The sequence below is a fragment of the Brevibacillus brevis genome (assembly GCF_031583145.1).
Taxonomy (GTDB): Bacteria; Bacillota; Bacilli; order Brevibacillales; family Brevibacillaceae; genus Brevibacillus; species Brevibacillus brevis_E.
Genome location: NZ_CP134050.1, coordinates 3584436 through 3608426, shown reverse-complemented (window position 1 = coordinate 3608426; position 23991 = coordinate 3584436). Strand labels below are relative to the sequence as shown.

General features: G+C 55.3%; 26 protein-coding genes. 23 read left to right on the top strand and 3 right to left on the bottom strand.

Going from position 1 to position 23991, the window contains the following annotated elements; translation table 11 throughout:
- The first annotated feature begins 370 nt into the window (after positions 1-370).
- Entirely contained in the window at positions 371-1252 is an 882-nt protein-coding gene (locus tag RGB73_RS17930; RefSeq protein WP_310764082.1) for a cation diffusion facilitator family transporter, read from the top strand.
- 43 nt (positions 1253-1295) lie between these two features.
- Here the strand turns inward: RGB73_RS17930 and ku are convergent, their stop codons facing one another.
- Together ku and RGB73_RS17920 are read right to left on the bottom strand one after the other, a co-directional pair.
- The gene (ku, locus tag RGB73_RS17925) at positions 1296-2252 is read right to left on the bottom strand and encodes a non-homologous end joining protein Ku (RefSeq protein WP_310764081.1); all 957 of its coding nucleotides are present in this window, start codon (positions 2250-2252) and stop codon (positions 1296-1298) included.
- Positions 2253-2426: 174 nt separating this feature from the next.
- Positions 2427-2570, bottom strand: a complete 144-nt coding sequence (locus tag RGB73_RS17920) for a hypothetical protein (protein WP_310764080.1) — start codon at positions 2568-2570, stop codon at positions 2427-2429.
- A gap of 456 nt (positions 2571-3026) precedes the next feature.
- On the opposite strand from RGB73_RS17920, the gene rsmD reads away from it, so the two are divergent.
- Both rsmD and coaD read left to right on the top strand, forming a co-directional pair.
- Positions 3027-3638: a 16S rRNA (guanine(966)-N(2))-methyltransferase RsmD gene (rsmD, locus tag RGB73_RS17915; RefSeq protein ID WP_310764079.1), complete on the top strand. Its 612-nt coding sequence runs from the start codon at positions 3027-3029 to the stop codon at positions 3636-3638.
- On the top strand, positions 3635-4114 hold the full coding sequence (gene coaD / locus RGB73_RS17910) for a pantetheine-phosphate adenylyltransferase (protein ID WP_310764078.1): 480 nt from the start codon (positions 3635-3637) through the stop codon (positions 4112-4114). The genes rsmD and coaD overlap by 4 nt, the downstream gene beginning before the upstream one ends.
- 10 nt (positions 4115-4124) lie before the next feature.
- Here coaD and ylbJ read toward each other — a convergent pair whose 3' ends face one another.
- A complete protein-coding gene (gene ylbJ, locus RGB73_RS17905; RefSeq protein WP_310764077.1) occupies positions 4125-5354 on the bottom strand; it encodes a sporulation integral membrane protein YlbJ in 1230 nt (409 codons plus the stop codon).
- A gap of 136 nt (positions 5355-5490) precedes the next feature.
- Here ylbJ and RGB73_RS17900 point away from each other — a divergent pair, with 136 nt between their 5' ends.
- The 20 genes from RGB73_RS17900 to RGB73_RS17805 all read left to right on the top strand — a co-directional run bounded on the left by RGB73_RS17900 (position 5491) and on the right by RGB73_RS17805 (position 23978).
- Positions 5491-6285 carry a patatin-like phospholipase family protein gene (locus RGB73_RS17900; protein WP_310764076.1) on the top strand — a complete coding sequence of 265 codons (795 nt, stop codon included), beginning with the start codon at positions 5491-5493 and terminating at the stop codon, positions 6283-6285.
- On the top strand, positions 6282-7349 hold the full coding sequence (locus RGB73_RS17895) for a SepM family pheromone-processing serine protease (RefSeq protein WP_310764075.1): 1068 nt from the start codon (positions 6282-6284) through the stop codon (positions 7347-7349). Before RGB73_RS17900 ends, RGB73_RS17895 begins: the two co-directional genes overlap by 4 nt.
- Positions 7350-7432: 83 nt before the next feature.
- A complete protein-coding gene (locus RGB73_RS17890) occupies positions 7433-7951 on the top strand; it encodes a YceD family protein (protein ID WP_310764074.1) in 519 nt (172 codons plus the stop codon).
- 142 nt (positions 7952-8093) lie between these two features.
- Complete coding sequence (gene rpmF / locus RGB73_RS17885) at positions 8094-8264, top strand: 50S ribosomal protein L32 (RefSeq protein WP_122905734.1); 171 nt, start codon at positions 8094-8096, stop codon at positions 8262-8264.
- A 258-nt stretch (positions 8265-8522) separates the two neighbouring features.
- On the top strand, positions 8523-9293 hold the full coding sequence (locus RGB73_RS17880; protein ID WP_310774401.1) for a DeoR/GlpR family DNA-binding transcription regulator: 771 nt from the start codon (positions 8523-8525) through the stop codon (positions 9291-9293).
- A gap of 106 nt (positions 9294-9399) precedes the next feature.
- The gene (locus tag RGB73_RS17875; protein ID WP_310764073.1) at positions 9400-9657 is read left to right on the top strand and encodes a hypothetical protein; all 258 of its coding nucleotides are present in this window, start codon (positions 9400-9402) and stop codon (positions 9655-9657) included.
- 93 nt (positions 9658-9750) lie between these two features.
- Entirely contained in the window at positions 9751-10323 is a 573-nt protein-coding gene (gene fapR, locus RGB73_RS17870) for a transcription factor FapR (RefSeq protein WP_310764072.1), read from the top strand.
- Between the two features lie 33 nt (positions 10324-10356).
- Positions 10357-11364, top strand: a complete 1008-nt coding sequence (gene plsX / locus RGB73_RS17865) for a phosphate acyltransferase PlsX (protein ID WP_310764071.1) — start codon at positions 10357-10359, stop codon at positions 11362-11364.
- A gap of 5 nt (positions 11365-11369) precedes the next feature.
- Complete coding sequence (locus tag RGB73_RS17860) at positions 11370-12389, top strand: beta-ketoacyl-ACP synthase III (protein WP_310774398.1); 1020 nt, start codon at positions 11370-11372, stop codon at positions 12387-12389.
- The gene (fabD, locus tag RGB73_RS17855) at positions 12389-13339 is read left to right on the top strand and encodes an ACP S-malonyltransferase (protein ID WP_310764070.1); all 951 of its coding nucleotides are present in this window, start codon (positions 12389-12391) and stop codon (positions 13337-13339) included. Before RGB73_RS17860 ends, fabD begins: the two co-directional genes overlap by 1 nt.
- Complete coding sequence (gene fabG, locus RGB73_RS17850) at positions 13333-14073, top strand: 3-oxoacyl-[acyl-carrier-protein] reductase (RefSeq protein WP_310764069.1); 741 nt, start codon at positions 13333-13335, stop codon at positions 14071-14073. The genes fabD and fabG overlap by 7 nt, the downstream gene beginning before the upstream one ends.
- Positions 14074-14188: 115 nt before the next feature.
- Positions 14189-14422, top strand: a complete 234-nt coding sequence (gene acpP, locus RGB73_RS17845) for an acyl carrier protein (protein WP_005834336.1) — start codon at positions 14189-14191, stop codon at positions 14420-14422.
- A 139-nt stretch (positions 14423-14561) separates the two neighbouring features.
- Positions 14562-15803, top strand: coding sequence for a beta-ketoacyl-ACP synthase II (gene fabF / locus RGB73_RS17840; protein WP_310764067.1), 1242 nt, complete (start codon positions 14562-14564; stop codon positions 15801-15803).
- Positions 15804-15857: 54 nt separating this feature from the next.
- The gene (gene rnc, locus RGB73_RS17835; RefSeq protein WP_310764066.1) at positions 15858-16547 is read left to right on the top strand and encodes a ribonuclease III; all 690 of its coding nucleotides are present in this window, start codon (positions 15858-15860) and stop codon (positions 16545-16547) included.
- 266 nt (positions 16548-16813) lie between these two features.
- Positions 16814-20386, top strand: a complete 3573-nt coding sequence (gene smc / locus RGB73_RS17830) for a chromosome segregation protein SMC (protein ID WP_310764065.1) — start codon at positions 16814-16816, stop codon at positions 20384-20386.
- Positions 20387-20430: 44 nt separating this feature from the next.
- Positions 20431-21438, top strand: a complete 1008-nt coding sequence (gene ftsY, locus RGB73_RS17825) for a signal recognition particle-docking protein FtsY (RefSeq protein ID WP_310764063.1) — start codon at positions 20431-20433, stop codon at positions 21436-21438.
- Between the two features lie 143 nt (positions 21439-21581).
- Entirely contained in the window at positions 21582-21920 is a 339-nt protein-coding gene (locus tag RGB73_RS17820) for a putative DNA-binding protein (protein WP_310764062.1), read from the top strand.
- A gap of 10 nt (positions 21921-21930) precedes the next feature.
- Positions 21931-23343, top strand: coding sequence for a signal recognition particle protein (gene ffh, locus RGB73_RS17815; RefSeq protein WP_310764061.1), 1413 nt, complete (start codon positions 21931-21933; stop codon positions 23341-23343).
- A 111-nt stretch (positions 23344-23454) separates the two neighbouring features.
- Positions 23455-23727 carry a 30S ribosomal protein S16 gene (gene rpsP / locus RGB73_RS17810; RefSeq protein WP_005834322.1) on the top strand — a complete coding sequence of 91 codons (273 nt, stop codon included), beginning with the start codon at positions 23455-23457 and terminating at the stop codon, positions 23725-23727.
- Between the two features lie 23 nt (positions 23728-23750).
- Positions 23751-23978 (top strand): KH domain-containing protein, encoded by a 228-nt coding sequence (locus RGB73_RS17805; RefSeq protein WP_049738737.1) that lies wholly within the window; start codon positions 23751-23753, stop codon positions 23976-23978.
- The last annotated feature ends 13 nt before the right edge of the window (positions 23979-23991 follow it).

Below are 23991 nucleotides of genomic sequence, written 5' to 3'. Positions count from 1 at the left end.
TACGCGAGTCTGATCGTGTCGACTATGACAATTCCTCCGCTGGCATTACCCAGTTCAGGTTCAACGGTCGATGGCGATGACAGCCATCCTCTCAGCCTGGTTTTCCCCAAGCTCCCGTGCATGTGTTGGTTTGGTTGCACATCTAGCATACCGATAACCTTGCTTCTTTTCAAGTGAAAAATTGGAAGGGGAAATTGCGGCCGTGCAAAACATTTTCCTCTGCCCGATACTCCTGACTCGGACTAAAACTGTTTCTCTAGACCCACACGAATAGCGTCTGTTACGATGAAGGTCGTTAAAAAATGCGTGGTTCTTCACTTGTTTGCAATCCTATCGGATGACAACATAGAGATTTCTGAGGTGATGGTGTGTGGATGTGTACTCCAATATCAAAAAAGGGGAGCGGGGGGCATGGGTGAGCATTGTCGCCTATGTGTTCTGCTCGGTTCTCAAAATAATGATTGCCCTGATCGCCGGTTCGGAAGCGTTAATGGCGGACGGGTTGAACAATTCAACGGATGTGATTGCATCCGTGGCTGTTCTGATCGGACTTCGCATTTCCCGCAAGCCGCCTGACCAAGATCATCCATACGGCCACTTTCGGGCGGAGACGATTTCTGCACTCATCGCTTCGTTTATCATGCTGGCCGTCGGGATTCAGGTCGTGACCGAAGCGGTTCCGACGCTGTTTTCACCGGAACATTCCGCGCCGGACATGCTGGCGGGCTGGACTGCACTGTTTACAGCGGTCATTATGTTTGGGGTATATCGATACAACCGGGGGTTGGCACAGAGGACGAACAGCCAGGCCCTGATGGCTGCAGCCATGGACAACCGCTCAGACGCATTCGTCAGTATCGGGACGTTTGTCGGCGTGGCCGGGGCGCAGTTCCGGCTCGACTGGCTGGATCCCCTCGCTGCGTTGGTCGTCGGTCTGATCATCCTAAAAACGGCATGGAACATTTTTCGGGAGTCAACGCATCGCCTTACCGACGGTTTTGACCAGAGTCATCTGGAACAGTTGCGTGGGACTATTTCCGGCATCTCGGGCGTGGAGGAGATCAGCGACATCAAAGCGCGTTACCTCGGGAGCAGCGTCCTCGTCGACGTCGTGATCCACGTCGATCCGGACCTGAACGTCGTCGAGAGCCACACCATCACGGAAAAAATCGAGGAACGAATGCGGAAGGTACACAAGATCAATAACGTACACATCCACATTGAACCGATCAAAAAGGTCGCACAACGTTAAAAACCTGTCCCTTGGCGGACAGGTTTTTTTATGATTTAACATCTCACACAGACGTTTTTTTCCTGCGCAGCGTTTTTGTCGTGGTCCCGGTAGTGGAAGCGGCAGGAGCGGCTGGCATCGGCTTGGCGGCCCCTTCCTTGGGCGTCTTGGACGATGCCTTTCGTCCGGGCTTTTTCGCAGCAGGCTCCGGTGTGGGCTCCGGCTCGAGCTTGACCGGACCAGCTGCGGGCCCGCCGGTCGCCTCGAGGCTTTGCTTGAGCGCCTGCATCAGGTCGATGACATTGGCCCGCGGCACGGCTGGAGAAGTCGCAATTTCCTGGCCTTCCAGCTTTTTTTCGATCATCGCTTGCAGTTCGATGCGGTAATCGTCCGTGTATTTTCCTGGATCAAAGGGGACGGTCATGTTGTTGATAAGCTCCGTCGCCATCTTGAGTTCGTTTTCCGAGAGGGCGACTTCTGCTTCAGGCAAGGCAGGGACTTGACTGACCGGCCTGACCTCATCCGGATAGTAAATGGTCTCCATCATGATGCAGTGCTCGTACAGCCGTACGACGGCGAGGCTCTGGCGATTGCGCATCGTCACTTGGGCAACTGCGATTTTTCCGGTCTGCTCCATCGCAGCCCGCAGCAGCGCGTACGCTTTGTCCCCTGTCTCCTGCGGCGAAAGGAAATAGCTCTTGTCGAAGTAGATGGGATCGATGTCCTTCAAATCGACGAAGTCGAGAATTTCAATCGCCCTGCGTGTTTCCGGAGTGATCGCCTCGAGATCGGAATCGTCGATGATGACGAAGTGTCCTTTCTCGTATTCGTAGCCGCGCACGATTTCGCTGGCTTCGATTTCCCGATCGCAATGCGGGCACATCTTGGCGTATTTGATCGGCGTATGGCATTCCTTGTGCAACTGGCGAAATCGGATGTCCCGCTCTTCTGTCGCCGTGAACATGCGAACGGGAATATTGACGAGTCCAAAGCTGATGGAGCCTTTCCAAACCGTGTGCAATGCGATTCCTCCCGTCTTTCGCTTCTTAATGGGTAGTATCCGCTTTCTCGGGAGGAAGCGGGAAGGGAAATACAGGTGAACAAGCTCAAGGATGCGGCCGCGCTTGTATGCCGCCGATTATGGGGGAATATACAAAAAAACCAGCCGCAGAAAGCAGACGGCTGGCACGCAGAGCTATTGTCCGTGCTTGACGATGTCGGACTGATCGGCCTCTGATTGCATCTGTCTGGCTCGATCCACACCTTCGCCTGTGCGGTCCGCAATCGATTGGGCTTTGGAAGCTTTCAGCTTTTGCTCGGATGGCTGCTTTTCGGCCATGTTAGCACACTCCTTTTCGGCGATGGTTCGGAGGATCGCTGTGCGCGCTTTAGCGGCGAATTCCTCCCTTGTATCGTTCCCGAACGCAAAAAAAATACCCCACCGCCTGATGGGCAATGAGGTAGCAGTTCAACTCCTCCCGCATGGGGAGTGATGGCACGGAATGCTCCTATCAGACACGCCGTGCGCCAAAGTGAACGGCCTTTCAATTATGGGAGAGGAGAAACCGGAGGAAGAGCTTATGGGGAAACGTAAGTCTTCTCCGCGGTTGTCAGCGACACCGTTGCGTCGCTATCCATAATCTTTTCCAATTCGTCTTTCGGTTATACACCTTCGCGAGAATAATTTTCCACTTGAAATTTTACGGGCCCATGCAGTTGTGATAGTATGAAATCATTCTCGCCTGCTTCCGACAGTCAGGCACAATAACATAAACAGATGACGGGTGAAAAAAGTATGCGAGTCATCGCGGGTGAGCACAAGGGACGCAGACTGACGGCCGTTCCAGGCAAAGGCACGCGTCCTACGACAGACAAAGTGAAAGAATCGATTTTCAACATGATTGGCCCGTATTTTGACGGCGGTTGGGCGCTTGATCTGTACGCCGGAACGGGTGGGTTAGGAATAGAAGCGCTGAGCAGGGGAGCCGAGCGGGCCGTGTTTGTGGAGCGGGATGCGAAGGCTTTCGCCGTCGTGAAGCAAAACGTGGAGGCCTGTAGGCTGGAGGGCAGCGCGGAGCTGTACCGCATGGACGCGGATCGCGCGATACGTACGCTGGCTTCGCGCGGCCACGCGTTTGATTTGGTGTTTCTCGACCCTCCGTACGCCCACCAAAAAATTGCAGAGGAAATCCGGTTGTTTCAACAATTCGGACTGCTTGCCGAAGGAGCGTGGATCGTCGCCGAACACGATGTCGGCGTCGAGCTGCCGCTCGAGATCGGCGATTGCGTGGTGGACCGCTCGTCTTCCTATGGCGAGACGGCCGTAACGCTTTACTACTATGAACGCCATTCTGAAAGGGACGCGTCAGACGACGAGTCGACGCCCGAAGGAGAGGAATCGCCATGACCATCGCGGTATGCTCAGGAAGCTTCGATCCCGTTACATACGGACACCTCGACATCATCAACCGGGGAGCCCGCGTATTCGACAAGGTGATCGTAGCTGTATTGATCAATTCCAAGAAAAACTCCTTGTTCACCGTGGAAGAACGCGTAGAGCTGTTGCGCCAAGCGACAGCCGACATAGACAATGTGGAAGTGGATTCGTTCGACGGCCTTTTAATTGACTACATGAAAAAGCGCAAAGCCCAGGTGATCATCCGGGGGTTGCGCGCTGTTTCCGATTTTGAATACGAAATGCAGGTCGCATCCATCAACAAAAAGCTGGATGAAAATATCGAGACGTTTTTCATGATGACCAGCAACCAATATTCCTATCTGAGCTCCAGCATCGTGAAAGAGGTAGCCAGCTACAAGGCAAGCGTGTCCGACCTTGTTCCTCCGGTTGTGGAGGAGGCGCTTCTGGCCAAGCTGGGCAGGTAGCTCTCCGTTCTCAGCGCGTCTTACCAGTGCGCAAGCTGCGGACCAGTCCGCTTGCCAGCAGCAGGAACGCGGCGATGCCAAGTGCGAGCAAGCTGGATTTCCAGAGGATCTCCCACCAGCTGAAGACCGGTATGCCGGATGAGGTGGGGAGGAAGACGGGAACGCTTTTCGCTGCAAACCATGCCGTCGCTTGGAGCGGGCTCCACACGGCGAAAGTGAGGACAGCGGCGAGAAGGGCGTGAATCGACCGTGCGATCAAATACGGAGCCACCCGTATATCGGTTTCGCTCAAAATGCTCGCCACTTGCGCATGTACACTCAATCCACCCCAGGAAAGCACGGCGCTTGCGATCGCGGCTTTCCATACGAGAGGCACGCCGTCGGCAACAGTGCTCGCTGCCTGGGCTCCGAGGGTGACCTCAAACAGGCCGGCCACGATTGCATGGGAGAAAGCAGGAGGAAAGCCGAAGGGGCCGAGGAAGATCGACAGCAGCGTACCGATGATCTGCGTCAGGTGGATCGCTGAGAACAATTGGATCAGCACGGAAAACACGATGATGAACCCGCCGATCATGAAGAGCGTATTCAAGGCGGACTGAACGGCGTCTCCCATCAGCTTGCCGAAAGCGCGGCCATCGCGGAGGCGAGCCCTATGCATGGCTTGGAGGGCGCGCAGCGGCAGCGGCAGCTCCGTCTTTGCGAGAGGCTTGGTGACAGTGGCGAACGGTGCGTGAAAACGGTACAGCAACCCCATGATGACCGCGGAGAGATAATGGGTGAGGGCGAGAATCAGCCCCATCTGTTCGCTGTGAAAAAAACCGATGGCCACGGCCCCCATGACGAACAAGGGATCTCCGGTCGTCGTAAAGGATACGAGCCGCTCCCCTTCCGCCTGCGTCACGCTGCCTTGCTGTCGCAGGCGCGTCGTCAATTTGGCGGCGACGGGGTAACCGGAGGAAAAGCCCATGGCGAGGATGAACCCGCCTGTCCCCGGCACGTTAAAAAGGGGACGCATCATGGGCTCCAACAATACGCCGACAAAATGAACCACACCGAGACCCATCAAAATCTCGGAGAGGACGATAAAGGGCAGGGTGGAAGGGAAGACCACTTCCCACCAGATTTTGAGTCCGCGGACCGCAGCCTCAAACGAGATCTGCGAGTAGGCGACCAAGGAAAACACGAGGGCAATCGTCGACAAGGCGAACAACAACGTGAGAATCGGAGAGTGGCGTGACATGGAATCCTCCTGAACCGACTGCAAGATAGTACATGTCTACGCCCTCAAACCGCAAACTATGCGCCGATCCTCTACGCGATGGGTGCGAAAGGATCGGCGGCTCCCCACATAGGCTATGGTACAGGGGGAATGGAGCATGGGAGCGAAACGGAAACCGGTAGTAGGCGTGGCATTGGGGTCGGGAGGGGCGCGCGGCTTCGCCCATATCGGGGTACTCAAGGCTCTGGAGGCACATGGCATTGAGGTGGATATGCTGGCAGGAAGCAGCATGGGCAGCCTGATCGCCGCCGTGTACGCCAACGGCATTGAGCCCCATATGATGGGGAAACTGGCGCTGAATTTGAAACGCAAGCACTGGCTCGATTTGACGGTCCCCAGTCTCGGATTCGTATCCGGTGAAAAAATCAAACAGCTCATCCGTTTGCTTACCCATGGCAAACGGATCGAACAATTGAATAAGCCGCTCGCAATCGTGGCGACCGACATTGAGTCCGGCGAGCGAGTGGTCTTTCGTGAGGGACCGATTGATCAGGCTGTTCGTGCGAGTATTTCCATCCCCGGCATTTTTGTGCCGGAGAAAGTGGATGGACGGCTGCTCGTCGACGGTGGCGTCATCGATCGCGTGCCCGTGACAGTCGTTCGCGAAATGGGCGCCGATATCGTGATCGCAGTCGATGTCGCACAAGTGGACACGCCGATGAAAGTATCGACCATTTTCGACGTCATCGCCCAGACGATCGACGTGATGGAGCGGGAAATTTTGCGGCACCGGATCCTGGCTGCCGATCTCGTAATCCGGCCGGATGTTGGACATTATAGCAGTATCGCTTACACCGGAGTCGAAGAAATCATCGAACTGGGCGAGCAGGCAGGGGCACAGCATGCCTCGCGCATCCAAGAATTGATTGAAAGCTGGGAGGCTGTTGAATGAATGAGGTAAGGCAAAGCTCCAATTCGAGAAGAGCGAAGGGCGCCAAAGGCGTCAGTTGGGGGTTAGCTCTGATTTCGGCCCTTCTAGGCCTCTCCTTCTTTATTCCTACGAATTACTACATCACGAGACCGGGATCGGCGATCGAACTGGCTCCGATGATTGAGGTTGAAGGCGGAAAAAAAGATGAATCCGGATCGTTCATGCTGACCACAGTTCGCATGGGGGAAGCGAATCTCGCCTGGTACATCTACGCTCAAATGTCTCCGGACGCCGAGCTGATGCAAAAGGAGCTCGTGGTGAGCCAAGGGGAGAGCAATGAAGATTTCGTGCGGCGCGAGCAGGCTGTCATGGACAATTCGCAAAAACTGGCGGAAGCGGTCGCTTTTCGCCTGGCCGGATACGACGTGAAAGTGGAAAAGCAGGGCGTGTGGGTGATGGGGACCATTGACGGCCTCCCTGCGAAAAAGGTACTGAAGATCGGGGACGTCATCACTTCCGTCGACGGGATCCCGACCCCGGAAGCGGCCGACCTGCTGGCAGTGCTCTCCAAAAAGAAAGCAGGGGACTCCGTCGAAATTGCTTACATCCGCGATGGACAAGAAGCCAAAACGGTGATAACGTTGGTACCGCTGCCTGATTCCAAGTCGGTCGGCATCGGTGTGCGTCCGGACAACAAGCAAAACATCGTCATCCCGAAAAAAGTGAATATCGCCTCCCAAGGAATCGGCGGTCCTTCTGCAGGGTTGATGATGACGCTGGAAATCTATGACCAGCTGGAGACGAATACGGATCTGACCAAAGGATACAAAATCGCCGGAACAGGCACGATTTCCCTGGATGGGACCGTAGGCCGCATCGGCGGGATCAATCACAAGGTCGTAGCGGCCGACAAGGCTGGAGCGGAGATCTTTTTCGCCCCGCAGGATACGCCGGGAGCGGACTCCAATTACGAAGAGGCTTTGGCTACCGCGAAACGGATTGGTACCAAAATGCAAATCGTACCCGTCAAGAATGTCAGTGACGCAGTGGCTTATCTCCAGTCCCAAAAGCAAAAAACCTCCTGAGGAAAATGAGCTGTCAAGGAAAAAAGGTTGACAAAGCTTTGGGCAGGGGCTATAATCATCTTTGTTGTGCATGAGGTGAAACTATGAATATTAAGTTGACAGAGTTAGAGCATCGAAAGGGAGAGCCCTTGCCGTTTCAGCTGACGCTTGATGCGTCCGAGCTGAAGAATCGCCATCACGAAATCAGAAGTATCACTCCGGTTTCCGCCAAGGGCGAAGCGGTGCAGCTGGGCAACCTCTATTACGTAAAAGGCGAAATGAATGCAGACGTGGATTTTGTTTGTGCCCGTTGCCTCACTCCTTTTACCCAGCATGCGAACGTTGCCTTTTCCGAGACCTTTGCACATGAAGACGAACCGATTCTTCAAGAGGATGAGGACAGCGATATTCTTCCGTTGCACGGCGATGAAATCGAGCTGGACTCGCTTCTCCAGGAAGATTTTCTGCTGGCTATGCCTACCTTCCCGCTGTGCGAGGAAGATTGCAAGGGATTGTGCCCGACTTGTGGCGTCAATCGCAACGAAGTGGCATGCAGCTGCAAGAACGAACGAATCGACCCCCGTTTGGCAGGGCTGGCGGATTTGTTCAAAGACAGCAAGTAGTCGTTCCTTTTGTTTTCAAGATGGGACGCCGATCTGTCGGATTGGAGCGTCCCATTTTTGAAGGATGGCATAAGCATTTTGCCTATACTATCCACCCAATAGAGCATCTTAGCATTTGTCAGTTGAAGGAGGTGTAAGGAAGATGGCAGTACCTCAACGGAGAACTTCCAAAACCCGTAAAAGAATGCGTCGTACGCACTTCAAATTAGAGATTCCAGGCATGATCAAATGCGATAATTGCAACGAATACAAACTTGCGCATCGCGTTTGCCCAAGCTGCGGTCACTACAAAGGTGTGAAAGTAGCGAAGTAATTCGGCGCTGCTTAAAAGACAAGGTGAGAAATCACCTTGTCTTTTTTATTTGGCAAAAGCGACCTGAGGAAGTCGCTTGACCTACCTGCCCCGGGACTCAGCGGCGATCCGCCGTGGGCTGACTCCATTCAGAGCTCCGAATTGGACGCATTACTTAACTTTACTTATAAATACTTATAAACACTTGCGTATAATGCGAGATTCCCTTACAATAAAAGCAGAAGCACAGCGGCTGTGTCCGGATGGAGTGAAATCGTGATGTTTCAGGAAGAAAGGCTGGCCGCCATCCTGCAGTATTTGCAGGAGCATCAGCGGATCAGCGTGCAGGATGTCGTGGAGCGATTTGGGGTGTCCCGGGATACGGCACGGCGGGATATCGTCAAGCTGGAGGAGCAGGGGCAAATCTTGCGGACTCGCGGCGGAGCCATTTTGCCTACCTTGACGAAGAAAAGCTATTCCTACCGGGAGCGCATGCAGCTCGGCTTGCCGGAAAAACGCAGCATTGCTGCGGTCGCGGCAGGATTGGTGAAAGACGGGGACTACCTGATGCTCGATGCGTCGACAACGGTCCAGCTCTCCATCGAGTCCTTGCAGACGACGGGCCACGTGATTATCACCAGCTCGCTCGCCGCCGCATCCAGCCTGGCCGGCAGAGAGGGGTTTCAGGTAAAGCTCCTCGGCGGAGATGTGCATCCTGAAGATCAGTATGTATACGGCTCCCGAGCCATCGACAACCTGTCCGATTTCCATGTCGACAAGCTGTTTATTGGGGCTTGCGGCATTACCCCGAGCGGCTTGGTCTCTCCCACGGAGGAGTCCGGCTACGTGATCAAGGAAATGATGAAAAGAGCCGATCAGGTCATTGTCCTGGCCGACCAGTCCAAATTCGGCAAGTCAATGCTGTATCGGGTGGCTGGTCTGCAGCAGATCGACATCATCGTGACCGACCAAAGGCCGAATCCGGAAATGATGGAAGCCCTCCTGCAGCATGAGGTGGAGCTGTTGGTGGCGGAGGATCGGCAGAACTAGGCGGGTAAACTTCACCTGGCTGGCGTGAAGGGTTCTTTATCCCGGCGTGACAGCAAGTGAATTTATCAGAGAAAGCCCTTCTATTTTGGAAGGGCTTTCTCTTTTTTTGTCGGCATTTACATACCGACCATCGGGCTTGACGTATGTTGTTGCCAAGACGCGACTCCGGGCCTTTTGCGGCAGAATCATCCTCATCAACCACGGGAAAAAGATGGTGGACACGATCGCGCAAGGGCCGCGCAGCCAGATCGGACTCTCGATTATGATACCAGGCAGAATTTCGCAGGCCGCTCGAGCTGCGAACGTCATCAAGCGTCTGTATAAGACGAGACCATCGGGCTATTTTCTCGATCTTTGCTTGTAATTCGGGGAAACGTCCCTTATACTTTGTTTGGTACCAGGTATTAAAAACTGATCGCAATCATTAGATAAGTTATAGAAGAATCTTTCTAGGGGGGTGTCGAGCATCGCCCGCTTGCCGAAAAAGGATCGCCAGACTCGCTTGGTGCAGACGCTGCAAGAGAATCCTTTTGCCACTGACGAGGAACTGGCAGAGTTATTTCAGGTCAGTATTCAAACAATACGCTTAGATCGTCTGGAGCTGGGCATCCCGGAGCTTCGGGAGAGGATCAAGTCGGTGGCCGAAAAAAGCCTCGACCCGGTGAAGTCGCTGGGGATCGATGAGGTCATCGGGGAAATCATCGATTTGCAGCTGGATTCGCAGGCGATTTCCGTATTAGAGATCAAAGAAGAGCACGTCTTTTCACGAACGCAGATCGCTCGTGGACACTACATATTTGCCCAGGCCAACTCGTTGGCTGTGGCGGTCATAAACGCTGATGTCGCATTGACAGCGACGGCGAGAATTCGCTTTATCAGGCCGGTGCGGGCGGGAGAAAAGCTGGTTGCGAAGGCAATGGTACGAAGCCGCAACGGAGATGAGTGCAAAGTGCGGGTAGAGACGAAAGTGCAAGGTGAACTGGTCTTTACTGCGACATTCCGCGTGGTAGGAATGCCCGCTCTCACATAATTGACATGGCCCAGAATTAAGGAGGAGACACGGTTGCGAATTGCAGTGGATGCGATGGGCGGCGATAACGCACCGCGCAGTACAGTGCTGGGAGCGCTGGCTGCCATCAAGGAAAACCCATCTATTACGGTAGTGCTGGTGGGGGATGAACAAGGCATTCGGAGCCACCTGCCGGGAGAGATCCCGGCGAACATCGAGATTGTACCTACGACCGAAGTCATCATGCCGGATGACGAACCGGTGAAAGCGGCGAGGAAAAAGAAAAATTCATCTCTCGTCGTCGCCGTGCAGATGGCGCGGGAAAATATCGTGGATGCGGCCATTTCAGCGGGAAATACGGGTGCGCTCATGACGGCAGGGCTTTTGTATGCCGGGCGCATGGAAGGGATCGAACGTCCTGCGCTGGCTGCATTCATTCCGAACACGAAGGGCCGCGTTTCGTTGACGCTGGATGTCGGCGCCAACATGGACGCGAAGCCGCTTCACTTGCTGCAATACGCGGTGATGGGCAGCCTGTACGCAGAGCGCGTCCTCGGTTTTGAACGTCCGACGGTTGGGCTGCTCAATGTGGGCACGGAAGACGGGAAAGGCAATGAACTGACCAAAGCCGTCTTTCCGATGCTAGCTGAGGCCGATTTGAACTTCGTGGGGAACGTAGAAGCGCGCGATGTCTTGCTTGGGAACTGCGACGTATTGGTATGCGACGGATTCGTCGGCAATGTGCTGCTCAAAGCAGTGGAAGGCGCGGCCTCCACAATCTTTTCGATGCTCAAGCAGGAATTTACTTCCAGCCTGATTAATAAGGTAGGGGCGGCTATTTTGAAGCCGGGACTGTCCCGCTTCAAAAAGCGCATGGATTACGCGGAGTACGGAGGAGCACCGCTCTTGGGTCTGCGCAGTCCTGTCATCAAGGCGCACGGTTCCTCTGACGAAAAGGCGATTAAAAACGCGATCGCCAGCGCTGCGCGATTCGTGGAACAGAACGTGAACGACATTATCGCGCAAGCACTGCAAAAAAATCATACGGGAGAAAGCGAGTGAGGCAGATGAACGGCAAGCGTTCTGTAGGCATTTTGGCAACCGGCTCCTATACCCCTGAGCGGGTGTTGTCCAACTTTGATCTGGAAAAGATGGTGGATACATCGGACGAGTGGATCGTCACGCGGACGGGAATCCGCGAACGCCGGATCAGCGCTCCGGATCAGGCTTCTTCCGACCTCGCCTACGAGGCGGCCAAAAAAGCGCTGGAGAAAGCGAAACTGAGCCCGGAACAGCTGGACATGATTATCGTCGCGACCGTGACACCGGACACGATGTTTCCGTCTACGGCCTGCATTTTGCAGGACAAACTGGGAGCGACCCGCGCAGCAGCGATGGACTTGTCGGCGGCTTGCACCGGCTTCCTGTACGGAATCACGACAGCGACCCAGTTCATCCAAAACGGGCTCTACAAATACATTCTGGTGGTTGGCGTCGAGAGCCTCTCCAAGATCACCAACTACAAAGACCGAAATACGTGCGTCCTGTTCGGTGACGGGGCGGGTGCAGCCGTCATCGGGGAAGTCCAGGAGGGCTACGGCTTCCAGTCGTTCGAGCTCGGTGCAGACGGTTCCGGCGGCTCCCTGCTTTGCCTGCCTGCCGGGGGCTCCCGCACACCTGCCTCCAGCGAAACCGTGGAAAACAATCTGCACTATTTGACGATGGCTGGTGGAGAAGTATTCAAGTTCGCGGTTCGCGTGATGAATTCGGCGACGGAAGCCGTCCTTACAAAGGCAGGCTTGACCAAGGAAGACATCGGTCTTCTGGTGCCGCATCAGGCGAACAAGCGGATTATCGACTCCGCTGTGCAGCGCTTCGGATTGTCCGAAGACAAGGTCGTCATCAACCTCGACCGGTACGGCAACATGTCCTCGGCATCCATTCCGGTGGCTCTGGATGAAGCCGTCGAAGCAGGTCGCGTAAAAGAAGGCGACAATATCGTGCTCGTCGGATTCGGTGGCGGTCTGACCTGGGGAGCGGCTCTCCTGAAATGGTCGACCACCTCAGCAGAAGGGAGCGGAAAGTAATGGGGAAAGTGGCATTTGTCTTTCCTGGCCAAGGCTCGCAATTCGTAGGAATGGGCCAGGCACTCGCAGAGAAGTCCGAGGCAGCTCGCCTCGTTTTTGAACAAGCAGACGAAGCGCTCGGATTTTCCTTGTCCGGCTTGTGCTTCCAAGGCCCGGAAGAAGAATTGAAGCTGACAGCGAATACGCAGCCGGCGATTTTGACGGCGAGCATCGCGGTTTTGTCGGCGTTTCGGGAAAAGCAGCCTGGCTTCGCGCCTGACTTTGTGGCAGGACACAGCCTCGGCGAATATTCCGCGCTGGTAGCTGCTGGTGCCCTGTCCTTCGCGGATGCGGTGAAGACGGTACGGGCACGCGGACAGTTCATGGAGGAAGCGGTACCTGCAGGACAAGGCGCCATGGCTGCTGTCTTGAACATGGATCGCGCCGCGCTGCATGCCGTCTGCGAAGAAGTGACGGCATCGGGACATCCGGTGCAGCTCGCCAACATGAACTGCCCCGGGCAGATCGTCATTTCCGGTTCGGCGGAAGGTGTGAAGCTGGCAGGCGAAAAAGCGAAAGCAGCAGGAGCGAAGCGCGTGCTCCCGCTCAACGTCAGCGGTCCGTTCCACTCCAGCCTGATGCAGCCGGCAGCTGACAAGCTGAAGGCGGTTTTGGCGAGCGTAAGTGTGCAGGACGCGGGCGTGCCTGTCGTGGCAAACGTATCGGCAAGACCGGTCTCTGACGCACGGGAGATCGTTGACAGCTTGGTGCAGCAAGTGTCTGCCCCTGTCCTCTGGGAAGATTCCGTGCAATGGATGGTGGAGCAAGGCGTGACGACGTTCGTCGAGATTGGTCCGGGGAAAGTCCTTGCAGGGCTGATCAAGAAGATCGCGCCGGCGGAAACAACCATGATCTCGGTGCAGGATGAGGAGTCGCTCGCGGAGCTGTTGAACGGAGGGGTATTATGCTAGCAGGAAAAACGGCGCTGGTTACAGGCGCTTCTCGCGGAATCGGCCGTGCAATTGCCCTGAAGCTGGCGGAAGCCGGGGCCAATGTGGTAGTCAACTACGCAGGCAGCGAGGCGGCTGCTTCGGAGACGGTCGCTCAGATCAAGGAATTGGGAAGGGACGCCATCATGGTGCGTGCGAATGTGTCGCAGACCGAAGAAGTAAACGAGATGTTCAAGGCTGCCCTGGATCATTTCGGAGCGATCGACATCCTCGTGAACAACGCGGGCATAACCCGCGACAATTTGCTGATGCGCATGAAGGAAGAGGAGTGGGACGACGTCATCGCCACCAACCTCAAAGGCGTGTTCAACTGTCTGAAAGCGGCGACGCGCCCCATGATGAAACAGCGCTCCGGTAAAATCATCAACATTACATCCGTAGTCGGCGTACTGGGCAATCCCGGCCAAGCCAACTATGTGGCTGCCAAAGCTGGGGTGATCGGCTTGACCAAGACCGCGGCACGCGAACTGGCTACCCGCGGCATTACAGTCAACGCCGTCGCTCCCGGATTCATCGATACGGAGATGACCGCCGTGCTTTCCGAAGAAGTAAAAGAAGGAATGATGGCGCAAATTCCGCTCGGCAGATTGGGTCAAACGGATGACATCGCTTCTGTCGTGCTGTTCCTGGCATCGGACGCAGCCAATTACATGACGGGCCAAACCCTTCACGTAGACGGCGGTATGTACATGTAGCCATAACAGGTACATGAGCCTTGCAGCCTAGTCGCAGCTTGGATTTTCGCCCGAATGCTAGAACTGGTTTTTTGCTGGCTCATCTACTATAATACGGGAGAGGGGGTGAAGCAAAATGGCAGATACATTGGAACGTGTGAAGAAAATCATCGTCGATCGTCTGGGTGTAGATGAGTCCAAGATTACTTTGGAAGCTTCTTTCAAAGAAGACCTGGGCGCTGACTCCCTGGATGTAGTGGAACTCGTAATGGAACTCGAGGATGAGTTTGATTTAGAGATTTCTGACGAAGATGCTGAAAAGATCACTTCTGTAGGTGAGGTCGTAAAATACATAGAATCTCACAAGTAGATCCATCAGTTGGAAGTCCCGTATCGTACGGGACTTCTCCTTCATTCCCAACTGTACATACCTGCACGGGTCACATGAAACATTTAGCGAGAGTGAAACCAGAAAGCGGATTGCTGACTTTCATATAGAGGTGATCGTAATGAAACGAAGAGTGGTGATTACCGGCGTCGGAGTCATCTCCCCAGTGGGAAATGACGCGCAGACCTTCTGGAACAGCCTTTTGGAAGGCAAATCAGGCATTGATCGCCTGACTGCGTTTGACGCTTCGGATTATCCGACGCAGATCGCGGGTGAAGTCAAGGATTTCAACCCCGAGCTGTACATGGACAAAAGAGAAGTTCGACGTACAGACCGATTCGTTCAATTCGGGCTAGCAGCGGCGAAAATGGCGCTGGAAGACGCCAAGCTGGAGATTACTCCCGAAAATGCGGAGCGAGTGGGTGTATACATCGGGTCAGGGATTGGCGGCTTGTCCACGTGGGAAGAACAGCACAGCATTTTGCTGGAAAAAGGACCGCGCCGTGTCAGTCCGTTCTTTATTCCCATGCTGATTGCCAATATGGCCTCCGGTGCGGTTTCCATCCAGTACGGTGCGAAAGGCCCTACCTCCAGCGCGATTACGGCCTGCGCTACGGGTACAAATGCAATCGGTGACGCGCTTCGCCTGATCCAGTTTGATCACGCCGATGTCATGATCGCGGGCGGAGCGGAGGCAACAGTCCGTCCGATGGCTTTCGCAGGCTTCTGTTCCGCGAAAGCGATGTCAACCCGCAACGACGAGCCCCAAAAAGCAAGCCGCCCGTTTGATCAGGACCGCGACGGATTCGTCATGGGCGAGGGCGCAGGGGTGCTTATCCTGGAAGAGCTGGAGCACGCCAAAAAGCGTGGAGCCAACATCCTCGCAGAAGTGATCGGGTATGGCATGAGCGCTGACGCCCACCACATCACGGCGCCGTCTCCGGGTGGAGAAGGGGCAGCCCGCTGCATGAAGAACGCTTTGAAGGACGCCGGTATCGACCCGAACGAGGTCGACTACATCAACGCACACGGAACCTCGACGGATCAAGGCGACATCGCCGAGACCCAAGCGATCAAGTCCGTATTTGGCGAGCATGCGTACAAGCTGGCCGTGAGCTCGACCAAGTCGATGACGGGCCACCTGTTGGGCGCCACGGGCGGGATCGAAGCGATCGCAACGGCTTTTGCCCTGCGCGACCAAATTTTGCCTCCGACTATCAATCTGGAGAATCCGGATCCGGAGTGCGACCTCGACTACGTGCCAAATCATGCGCGCAAGGCGACAGTCAACGTGGCTGTTTCCAATACGTTCGGATTTGGCGGTCACAACGCGACGGTCATCTTGAAACGATACGAAGCATAAATGAGTCCTACTGAGAGAAAAAGTAGGAAGTCTCCTGGAATGGTGGTGAGGGTGATGAGTTTTGCACAGCTGCAAGAAAAGATCGGCGTGCGCTTTCATGACGAAAGCGTGTTGCGGCAGGCATTCACCCATTCTTCCTACGTGAACGAGCAACGCGGCAAGCGGATACAAGACAATGAGCGCCTGGAGTTTTTGGGTGACGCTGTCCTCGAGCTGACCGTTTCCCAGTTTCTGTACAAGACATTCCCCAAGATGAGTGAAGGGGAAATGACGAAGCTTCGTGCAGCCATTGTCTGTGAACCGTCTCTGGTGAAGTTTGCTGAACTGCTGAATTTCGGCGATCTCGTTCTGCTGGGAAAAGGGGAAGAGCTGACGGGTGGCCGTCAGCGACCTGCCTTGCTGGCGGACGTATTTGAAGCATTTATTGGTGCCCTTTACTTGGATCAGGGGGTCGACGCTGTGTTTTCCTTTATGGAAAAGTACGTCTATCCTCGCGTCGATAAAGGCGAGTTTGCCCAGGTAACCGACTTCAAGAGCCAGTTGCAGGAATTTGTTCAACAAGACAATCTGGGAGACATCCAGTATCGCATCGTAGAAGAAAAAGGACCGGCTCACAATCGCGAGTTCGTGTCTGAAGTACTCTTGAACAATCGCTCGCTGGGCGTCGGCTCCGGCCGTTCCAAGAAGGAAGCGGAACAGCAGGCGGCCGCTCGCGCGTTGGTCAAGCTGGGAGATAAGCAATAACGATGAAAGGAAGGCTGCACCAACTCGTACCGGGTGGGTGCGGCTTTCTCTTTTCCGTGGGAAAATACTGCGGGACGTACTCTTCTATGTTACACTTATGTCGATAAGACGAAGTAGCTGATTGTAGGTAAGCTCCTGTCCGTATGCAGGGGCTTCTTTTCGAGCGGCCTGGCGATGATGCGACAGTCAGCGCGGCTTCTATTTCCGGAAGCAATCAGGCTGCAGGAGGCCATATCTCGGATGGGCTGTTAAGGAGGACCGTCAGTATGTATTTAAAACGCCTGGAACTGGCAGGATTCAAGTCCTTCGCCGACCGGACGGAATTGGAATTCGTGCCCGGAGTGACAGCGGTAGTGGGCCCGAACGGAAGCGGGAAGAGCAACGTCTCCGACTCGATCCGCTGGGTGCTTGGGGAGCAGAGCGCCAAGTCGCTTCGCGGCGCAAAGATGGAAGACATCATCTTTGCCGGCAGCGATACGCGCAAGCCCGTCAATTTCGCGGAAGTGACCCTCACTTTGGACAACTCCGACCGTTCCCTTGATGTGGAATATTCGGAAGTCTCGGTCACACGCAGAGTATACCGCTCCGGTGAAAGCGAGTACTACATAAACAACAGGTCATGCCGTCTCAAAGACATCATGGAGCTGTTCATGGATACCGGTTTGGGCAAGGAGGCCTACTCGATCATCGGGCAAGGCAAAATCGAGGAGATTCTCAGCACCAAATCGGAGGATCGCCGCGGCATTTTTGAAGAGGCGGCCGGGATCGTCAAATACAAGACGCGGAAGAGGGAAGCGGAAAAGAAGCTGGATGAAACCGAACAAAACCTCGTCCGTATTCACGATATCGTAAGTGAAATCACCGAGCAGATCGGTCCTTTGCAAGAGCAGGCAGAAACTGCCCGAACGTACAAGGAGCTGCACAAGAGGCTCGTGGAGCACGAGGTGGCGCTGTACGTCCAGCAGATCGAGGCGGCGCACGCCAAATGGGAAGCGGCGACGAAACGCGTACATGAGCTGCAGGAGCAATTGGTCGAGCAGTCGACGGAGGCTTCCAAGCAAGAGGCCGATCTGGAGCAGGCACGTTTTCACGTCACGCAGATCGACCAGTCGATTGAGGAGCTCCAGCACGTGCTCCTGACGGTCAGCGAGGAGACGGAGAAGGTCGAAGGGCAGCGGGAAGTACTGCGCGAGCGGATGCGCAACCTGCACGCCAACCGCCAGCAGACGATGGAGCAGATGCACCGGATCACGGAAAAGCAGCACGCTCTGGAGGCTGAACTGGCAGAAGAGCAAGAGCGAGCCCAGGAAGCCAATCGCCGCATGGCGGAGGCCAACGCTTCGCTGCAAGAAGCCGAAGGGCAATTTTTCTCGATGGTCCAGTCGCTGACCGATGATGTGGAAAGGTTGAAAGGCGACTATTTCGAAAAGCTGAACGAAATGGCCAATCTGCGAAATGAAATGCGGCACCAGCAGCAATTGGTGCAGACGAGTCAGGCGAGACTGGACCGCCAATTGGCGGGAAAAGAGCAGCTCGATGCGGAAGAGCAGCAGCGGCAGTCCAAGCTGGCTGCCTTGCGGGAGCAGCTCGTGGAGATCGACCAATCGATTCAGGACACCGTCGCGGGCTACAAGTCGCTGATGGAGCGCATCCGCGATGGACAAGCCCGTCTGGAGACGGATCGCAGGGAGCTTCGGGGTTTGGAGCAGAAGAAAGAGGCGGCCAAGTCCCGCTTGGATCTCTTGAAGGAAATGCAATCCGAGTTCGCCGGCTTCCAGCAGGGCGTCAAAGAAATATTGAAGGCGCGCGAACGCGGCTTTGCGGGTATTCATGGAGCGGTGGCGGAGCTTGTCGTCGTGCCGCAGCAATACGAGACTGCAGTAGAAGTGGCACTCGGAGGAGCCCTGCAAAACGTCGTCGTCGAGAACGAAGGCGCAGGCCGCGCCGCCATCGCGCATTTGAAAAAGCACAACGCCGGTCGCGCGACGTTTTTGCCGCTTGATGTCATCCGACCGCGCCATTTGCAGCCGGAAGACAAGCGCCAATTGGCGAAGGCGGGAGGGGTCGTCGGGATCGCCAGCGAACTGGTGTCGTTCGAGGAGAAGTACCGGCCGATTCTCGAATCGCTCCTCGGCAATGTCATCGTAACGCAAACGCTCGAGGAAGCCAACAAAGTAGCCCGGACACTGAACTACCGCTACCGCGTCGTGACGCTGGAAGGGGATATCGTCAATGCGGGCGGCTCCATGACAGGGGGAGCGCTGAAGAAGAACAGCACCAACCTGCTCGGACGCAATCGGCAGGCAGAAGAACTGGAAGCGCAGATGGGCGAAATCGACCAGGCAATTTCTGGGCATACTACGCATATGGATCAACTGGCGAAGGAGCTCCGTGAACTGGAGCAAGAGCAGGAGGCGCTCCGGAGCCAGGGTGAGGCGCTTCGCTTGAAGGAGCAGGAAGTCAAAGGCCTGCAGTCGCAAACGGAAGCGGAAGGCCGTTCGCTTGGCGAGCGTACGCGGATCGTCGAGCAGGAAATCGCCGGCTACCGCCGCGAAATGGAAGAAGCTTCCCGCAGGCTGGAAGAATTGCAGGCGTCTCTGTCTGTGATGGATGGAGAAGAAAAGGAATTGTCAGCCTTGATCGCCGCTGCGGAGGCCAAGCGTCAGGAGCAGCTCGAGTCCAAGGAAGAGATGAATCAGAAAATCACCAGCCTCAAGGTGCTGAATGCGCAGGTCATGCAGGAGTACCAGTCGCGCATGGAGCAGACAGAACGGTTGACCGAGCAAAAGAGCGCCCTGCAAAAGGAGTGGGAAGAGCAAAATGCGGCTCTTGCCTCCCTCGATGAGCTGGAGCGCACGAATGAAACGTCCGGCGCCGAGCTGGACCAAAAAATTGCCGAACTGCGGCAAGACAAGGATCGGGTAGCAGGTCTGATCCAGGAGCGGCGCAGCGAGCGGGCGACTTTGTTCTACAAGCAGGAGCAGGTGGAGCAGCAGGTCAAGGAAATCCGCAGGGAAGTCAAATCGCTGGAAGACAAGCTGCACCAGGAAGAAGTCAAGGTAAACCGCTACGAGGTCGAGCTCGATCATCTGTTGAACAAACTCTCCGAAGAATACGAAATGAGCTACGATCTGGCGAAGCAAAAATATCCGGTACGCGGCGAGATCGCCGAAGAGACGCAGCTCGTGGCAAAGCTCAAGAAGCAAATTGCCGCGCTCGGCACCGTGAACCTCGGCGCGATCGAAGAGTACGAACGACTGTCCGAGCGGCAGCAGTTCCTGAGCACGCAGGAAGCGGATCTGAACGAAGCCAAGGACATGCTCTATCAAGTGATACAGGAGATGGACACGGAGATGTCACGCCGGTTCAAGGAGACGTTCGACGCAATTTCCGAGCAGTTCCGGGACGTCTTCGTCAAGCTGTTCGGCGGGGGACGCGCGAATCTGTTGCTCTCCAATCCGGACAATTTGCTGGAGACAGGCATCGACATCGTGGCACAGCCGCCCGGCAAAAAACTGCAAAATCTGGCGCTGCTCTCCGGCGGGGAGCGTGCCTTGACCGCGATGGCGCTGCTGTTTGCCATCCTGCGCGTGAAGCCCGTGCCATTCTGCGTGCTCGATGAGGTAGAGGCGGCCCTCGATGAGGCCAACGTCAACCGCTTCGCCGAATACATGCACCACTTCAGCAGCCAGACCCAGTTTATTTGTGTCACGCACCGCAAAGGGACGATGGAAAGCGCGGACGTGCTGTACGGGATTACGATGCAGGAAGGCGGGGTCTCCAAGCTGGTTTCCGTCAAGCTCGAGGACAGCGACAAATTTATCGAATCCGCATCGTAGCGTTTCCATGAACGATTGATTACTACCGGCAAAGGAAGATGAACATGAGCTTTTTCAAGCGCCTTCGCGACGCGATCGTACAAAAATCGGAAGAAGTGACCCAGAAGTTTACGGACGGACTGGCCAAGACCCGCGACTTGCTCGTGGAAAAGGTGGAGGATCTGGTCCGCCGCTACAAAAAAATCGATGACGACTTCTTCGACGAGCTCGAAGAAATTTTGATCACCTCGGACGTCGGCGTCAGTACCGTCATGGAGCTGATCGACGACCTGCGCGTGGAAGTGCGCAAGCAAAAGATCGAGAACGCCATGGACTTGCAGCCGATCCTCTCCGAAAAGCTGGTCGCCCTGCTCAAGAACGACGAAGCGGCAGATACGGAGCTGAATGTGCAGGATGGCCGTCTGAACGTGATTCTGTTCGTGGGAGTCAACGGCGTAGGGAAAACGACCACCATCGGGAAAATGGCGCACATGTTCAAGCAGCAAGGCAAAAAGGTACTGCTCGCAGCGGGCGATACGTTCCGCGCTGCCGCGATCGAACAGCTGGAAGTGTGGGGAGAGCGTGTCGGCGTCGATGTCATCAAGCAGCAGCAGGGCTCCGACCCGGCAGCGGTCATCTACGATGCCATCCAGGCAGCCAAGTCACGCCAGGTGGATGTCCTTCTGTGCGATACCGCCGGCCGTCTGCAAAACAAGGTCAATCTGATGGAAGAATTGGCTAAGGTGCACCGCGTCCTGGCGCGGGAGCTTCCGGGCGCGCCGCATGAAGTATTGCTCGTGCTGGACGCCACTACGGGACAAAATGCCCTTTCACAGGCCAAGACGTTTGGCCAGTCTGCTGGCGTGACCGGACTCGTCCTGACCAAGCTGGACGGGACGGCAAAGGGCGGAATTGTCATCGCGATCCGGAACGAACTGAACATTCCCGTGAAGTACGTCGGCTTGGGCGAAAAAATGGACGATCTGCAACGCTTCGATCCGGAACAGTTTGTCCACGCCCTGTTCGCGGGCCTCATCCAGCAGGAAGTCGGAGAAGAGCAAAACGAGGCGTAATTCGAGCAAAAACGAACGAAAAAAATGATGTCAACAAAAAAGCTTGACACTGGGTGTGGAATTGGGTACTATAATCTACGTGCTGTAAAGAAAAAGTCTTTACAGGTCACAGTCGAGTACCTCAAAGCAAAGGATTGGGTCCCATGCTGGAGAAAACCAATCAAGTCAATCTCTTGTTTGATTTTTACGCCCCGCTCCTCAAGGGCAAGCAGCGCGAATATCTCGAGTTGTACTATCTGGATGATTTGTCCCTCGGAGAGATCGCCGAAATGCACGAGGTCAGCCGACAAGCTGTCTATGACCACATCAAGCGGGCGGAGAAGCAGCTGTTCGAATACGACCAGAAGCTCCACCTCGCAAGAAAGCATGAACAGCGCATGGCCGTGCTGAACCGCATGCAGGAGCTTTTGCAGTCCCTAGCAGAGGGCGAGACAAGAGACGAACTGAACACTTTGCTGCACCAACTGTCAGAGATGGATTAGGAGGGCTCGCATGGCGTTTGAGAGCTTAGCCAATCGGCTGCAGAGCGCGTTTGACAAACTGCGAGGCAGAGGCAAGATTGACGAGACCGTCGTCAACGAGGCGATGCGCGAAGTTCGACTGGCCCTGCTGGAAGCAGATGTGAACTTTAAAGTAGTGAAAGACTTCGTCGCTCGCGTCAAGGAGCGCGCAGTCGGTCAGGATGTCATGAAAAGCCTGACGCCTGGCCAGATGGTCATCAAGATCGTGAATGAAGAGCTGGTCGAGCTGATGGGCGGCAGTGTCGCTCAACTGACGATGGCTCACAGGCCGCCGACCGTCATCATGATGGCGGGTTTGCAGGGGGCCGGGAAAACGACCACGACCGGTAAGCTGGCCAAGTATTTGCAAAAACAAAACAGGAAGCCTCTCTTGGTGGCGGGAGACATTTACCGACCTGCTGCGATCAAACAGCTGCAAGTCTTGGGAGAACAAATCGGAGCGCCTGTCTTCACACTCGGTGACCAGGTCAGCCCGGTGGAAATCGCCAAGCAAGCGATCGCACATGCCAAGGAGAACAATCTCGACGTCGTCCTTCTCGATACGGCAGGACGCCTGCATATCGACGAAGCGTTGATGGATGAGCTGAAGCAGATTCGCGAGGTAGCCAAGCCCGATGAAATCTTGCTGGTCGTCGATGCGATGACGGGACAAGATGCAGTCAACGTCGCAGAGAGCTTCAACAGCCAGCTCGAGCTGACCGGTGTCGTTCTCACCAAGCTCGATGGCGATACCCGAGGCGGGGCCGCGCTCTCCGTTAAAGCGGTCACCGGCAAGCCGATCAAGTTCGCGGCGATGGGTGAGAAGCTGGACGCGCTGGAGCCATTCCATCCGGATCGCATGGCATCTCGGATCTTGGGCATGGGTGATGTGCTCAGCCTGATCGAAAAAGCGCAGGCATCCGTCGATGAAGAAAAGGCGCGCGACATGGAACGCCAGATGCGTCAAGGAGAGTTTACCTTTGACATGTTCCTGGACTCCATGCAGCAGCTCCGCAATCTGGGCCCCTTTGAAGACATTCTCGGCATGCTGCCCGGAATGAACAAGATGAAGGGCAAGATGAACGTCGATGAGAAGCAGATTGCCCGCGTGGAAGCCATCGCCAAGTCGATGACGAAAGCGGAGAGGGCCAATCCCGAATTGCTCAACGCAAGCCGTCGCAAGCGCATTGCAAGCGGCAGCGGGACCAGCATTCAGGAAGTGAACCGGTTCATCAAACAATTCGAAGAAATGAAGAAGATGATGAAGCAGTTCTCCGGAGCCGCAGACAAGATGATGAAAAAGTCGAAGAAAAAAGGCGGTCTCGGCCTTCCGTTCATGGGCAAAGGCGGCAAAAACCAGGGTGGCATGAACTTTCCGTTCAACTTCAAGCCGCCGTTCAAATGAGTTTGCATGATCTCTTCGCGCCGCTGATTCTTCAGGGGTCGCGATGGTTCAGATATAGAAGCACCAACGCGAAGTGATTCTCGCGTTGATCCATACAGGAGGTGACACAACATGGCAGTTAAAATCCGTCTGAAGCGCATGGGTTCCAAGAAAGCTCCTTTCTACCGTGTAGTAGTAGCTGACTCCCGTTCCCCGCGTGATGGCCGTTTCATTGAAGAAATCGGTTACTACAATCCGGTTGCTCAACCGGCAGTGGTGAAAATTGATACCGAAAAAGCGGTTCAATGGATCCTGAATGGTGCAGCTCCAACTGATACCGTTCGTAACCTTCTCTCCAAAGAGGGCGTTCTCGCGAAAGTACACGAAACCAAATACGGCAAGTAAGTCGGTCATCTGGAGGTCTGATGATGAAAGCGCTGGTCGAAACGATCGCAAAAGCTCTCGTCGATCATCCGAATGAGGTTCGTGTCAACGCAGTGGATAAAGAGCGCATTCTCGTCTTTGAATTGTCGGTGCACCCCGATGATATGGGGAAGATCATCGGCAAGCAAGGCCGAATTGCGAAGGCACTGCGGACAGTCGTGATGGCCGCATCCGTGGAAACGGACAAGCGGGTCACGGTTGAAATTGTTTGAGAAAAGGCTGGGA

What these genes read in the sequence shown, in the direction of transcription:
- rnc (WP_310764066.1), top strand. Translation starts at nt 15,858, where the DNA reads ATGAGTTTTGCACAGCTGCAAGAAAAGATCGGCGTGCGCTTTCATGAC.
- ylbJ (WP_310764077.1), bottom strand. Translation starts at nt 5,354, where the DNA reads ATGTCACGCCACTCTCCGATTCTCACGTTGTTGTTCGCCTTGTCGACG.
- RGB73_RS17860 (WP_310774398.1), top strand. Translation starts at nt 11,370, where the DNA reads ATGAACGGCAAGCGTTCTGTAGGCATTTTGGCAACCGGCTCCTATACC.
- fabG (WP_310764069.1), top strand. Translation starts at nt 13,333, where the DNA reads ATGCTAGCAGGAAAAACGGCGCTGGTTACAGGCGCTTCTCGCGGAATC.
- RGB73_RS17890 (WP_310764074.1), top strand. Translation starts at nt 7,433, where the DNA reads ATGAATATTAAGTTGACAGAGTTAGAGCATCGAAAGGGAGAGCCCTTG.
- coaD (WP_310764078.1), top strand. Translation starts at nt 3,635, where the DNA reads ATGACCATCGCGGTATGCTCAGGAAGCTTCGATCCCGTTACATACGGA.
- fabF (WP_310764067.1), top strand. Translation starts at nt 14,562, where the DNA reads ATGAAACGAAGAGTGGTGATTACCGGCGTCGGAGTCATCTCCCCAGTG.
- rsmD (WP_310764079.1), top strand. Translation starts at nt 3,027, where the DNA reads ATGCGAGTCATCGCGGGTGAGCACAAGGGACGCAGACTGACGGCCGTT.
- ffh (WP_310764061.1), top strand. Translation starts at nt 21,931, where the DNA reads ATGGCGTTTGAGAGCTTAGCCAATCGGCTGCAGAGCGCGTTTGACAAA.
- RGB73_RS17895 (WP_310764075.1), top strand. Translation starts at nt 6,282, where the DNA reads ATGAATGAGGTAAGGCAAAGCTCCAATTCGAGAAGAGCGAAGGGCGCC.
- rpsP (WP_005834322.1), top strand. Translation starts at nt 23,455, where the DNA reads ATGGCAGTTAAAATCCGTCTGAAGCGCATGGGTTCCAAGAAAGCTCCT.
- fabD (WP_310764070.1), top strand. Translation starts at nt 12,389, where the DNA reads ATGGGGAAAGTGGCATTTGTCTTTCCTGGCCAAGGCTCGCAATTCGTA.
- RGB73_RS17920 (WP_310764080.1), bottom strand. Translation starts at nt 2,570, where the DNA reads ATGGCCGAAAAGCAGCCATCCGAGCAAAAGCTGAAAGCTTCCAAAGCC.
- RGB73_RS17880 (WP_310774401.1), top strand. Translation starts at nt 8,523, where the DNA reads ATGTTTCAGGAAGAAAGGCTGGCCGCCATCCTGCAGTATTTGCAGGAG.
- RGB73_RS17900 (WP_310764076.1), top strand. Translation starts at nt 5,491, where the DNA reads ATGGGAGCGAAACGGAAACCGGTAGTAGGCGTGGCATTGGGGTCGGGA.
- ftsY (WP_310764063.1), top strand. Translation starts at nt 20,431, where the DNA reads ATGAGCTTTTTCAAGCGCCTTCGCGACGCGATCGTACAAAAATCGGAA.
- rpmF (WP_122905734.1), top strand. Translation starts at nt 8,094, where the DNA reads ATGGCAGTACCTCAACGGAGAACTTCCAAAACCCGTAAAAGAATGCGT.
- smc (WP_310764065.1), top strand. Translation starts at nt 16,814, where the DNA reads ATGTATTTAAAACGCCTGGAACTGGCAGGATTCAAGTCCTTCGCCGAC.
- RGB73_RS17820 (WP_310764062.1), top strand. Translation starts at nt 21,582, where the DNA reads ATGCTGGAGAAAACCAATCAAGTCAATCTCTTGTTTGATTTTTACGCC.
- RGB73_RS17805 (WP_049738737.1), top strand. Translation starts at nt 23,751, where the DNA reads ATGAAAGCGCTGGTCGAAACGATCGCAAAAGCTCTCGTCGATCATCCG.
- acpP (WP_005834336.1), top strand. Translation starts at nt 14,189, where the DNA reads ATGGCAGATACATTGGAACGTGTGAAGAAAATCATCGTCGATCGTCTG.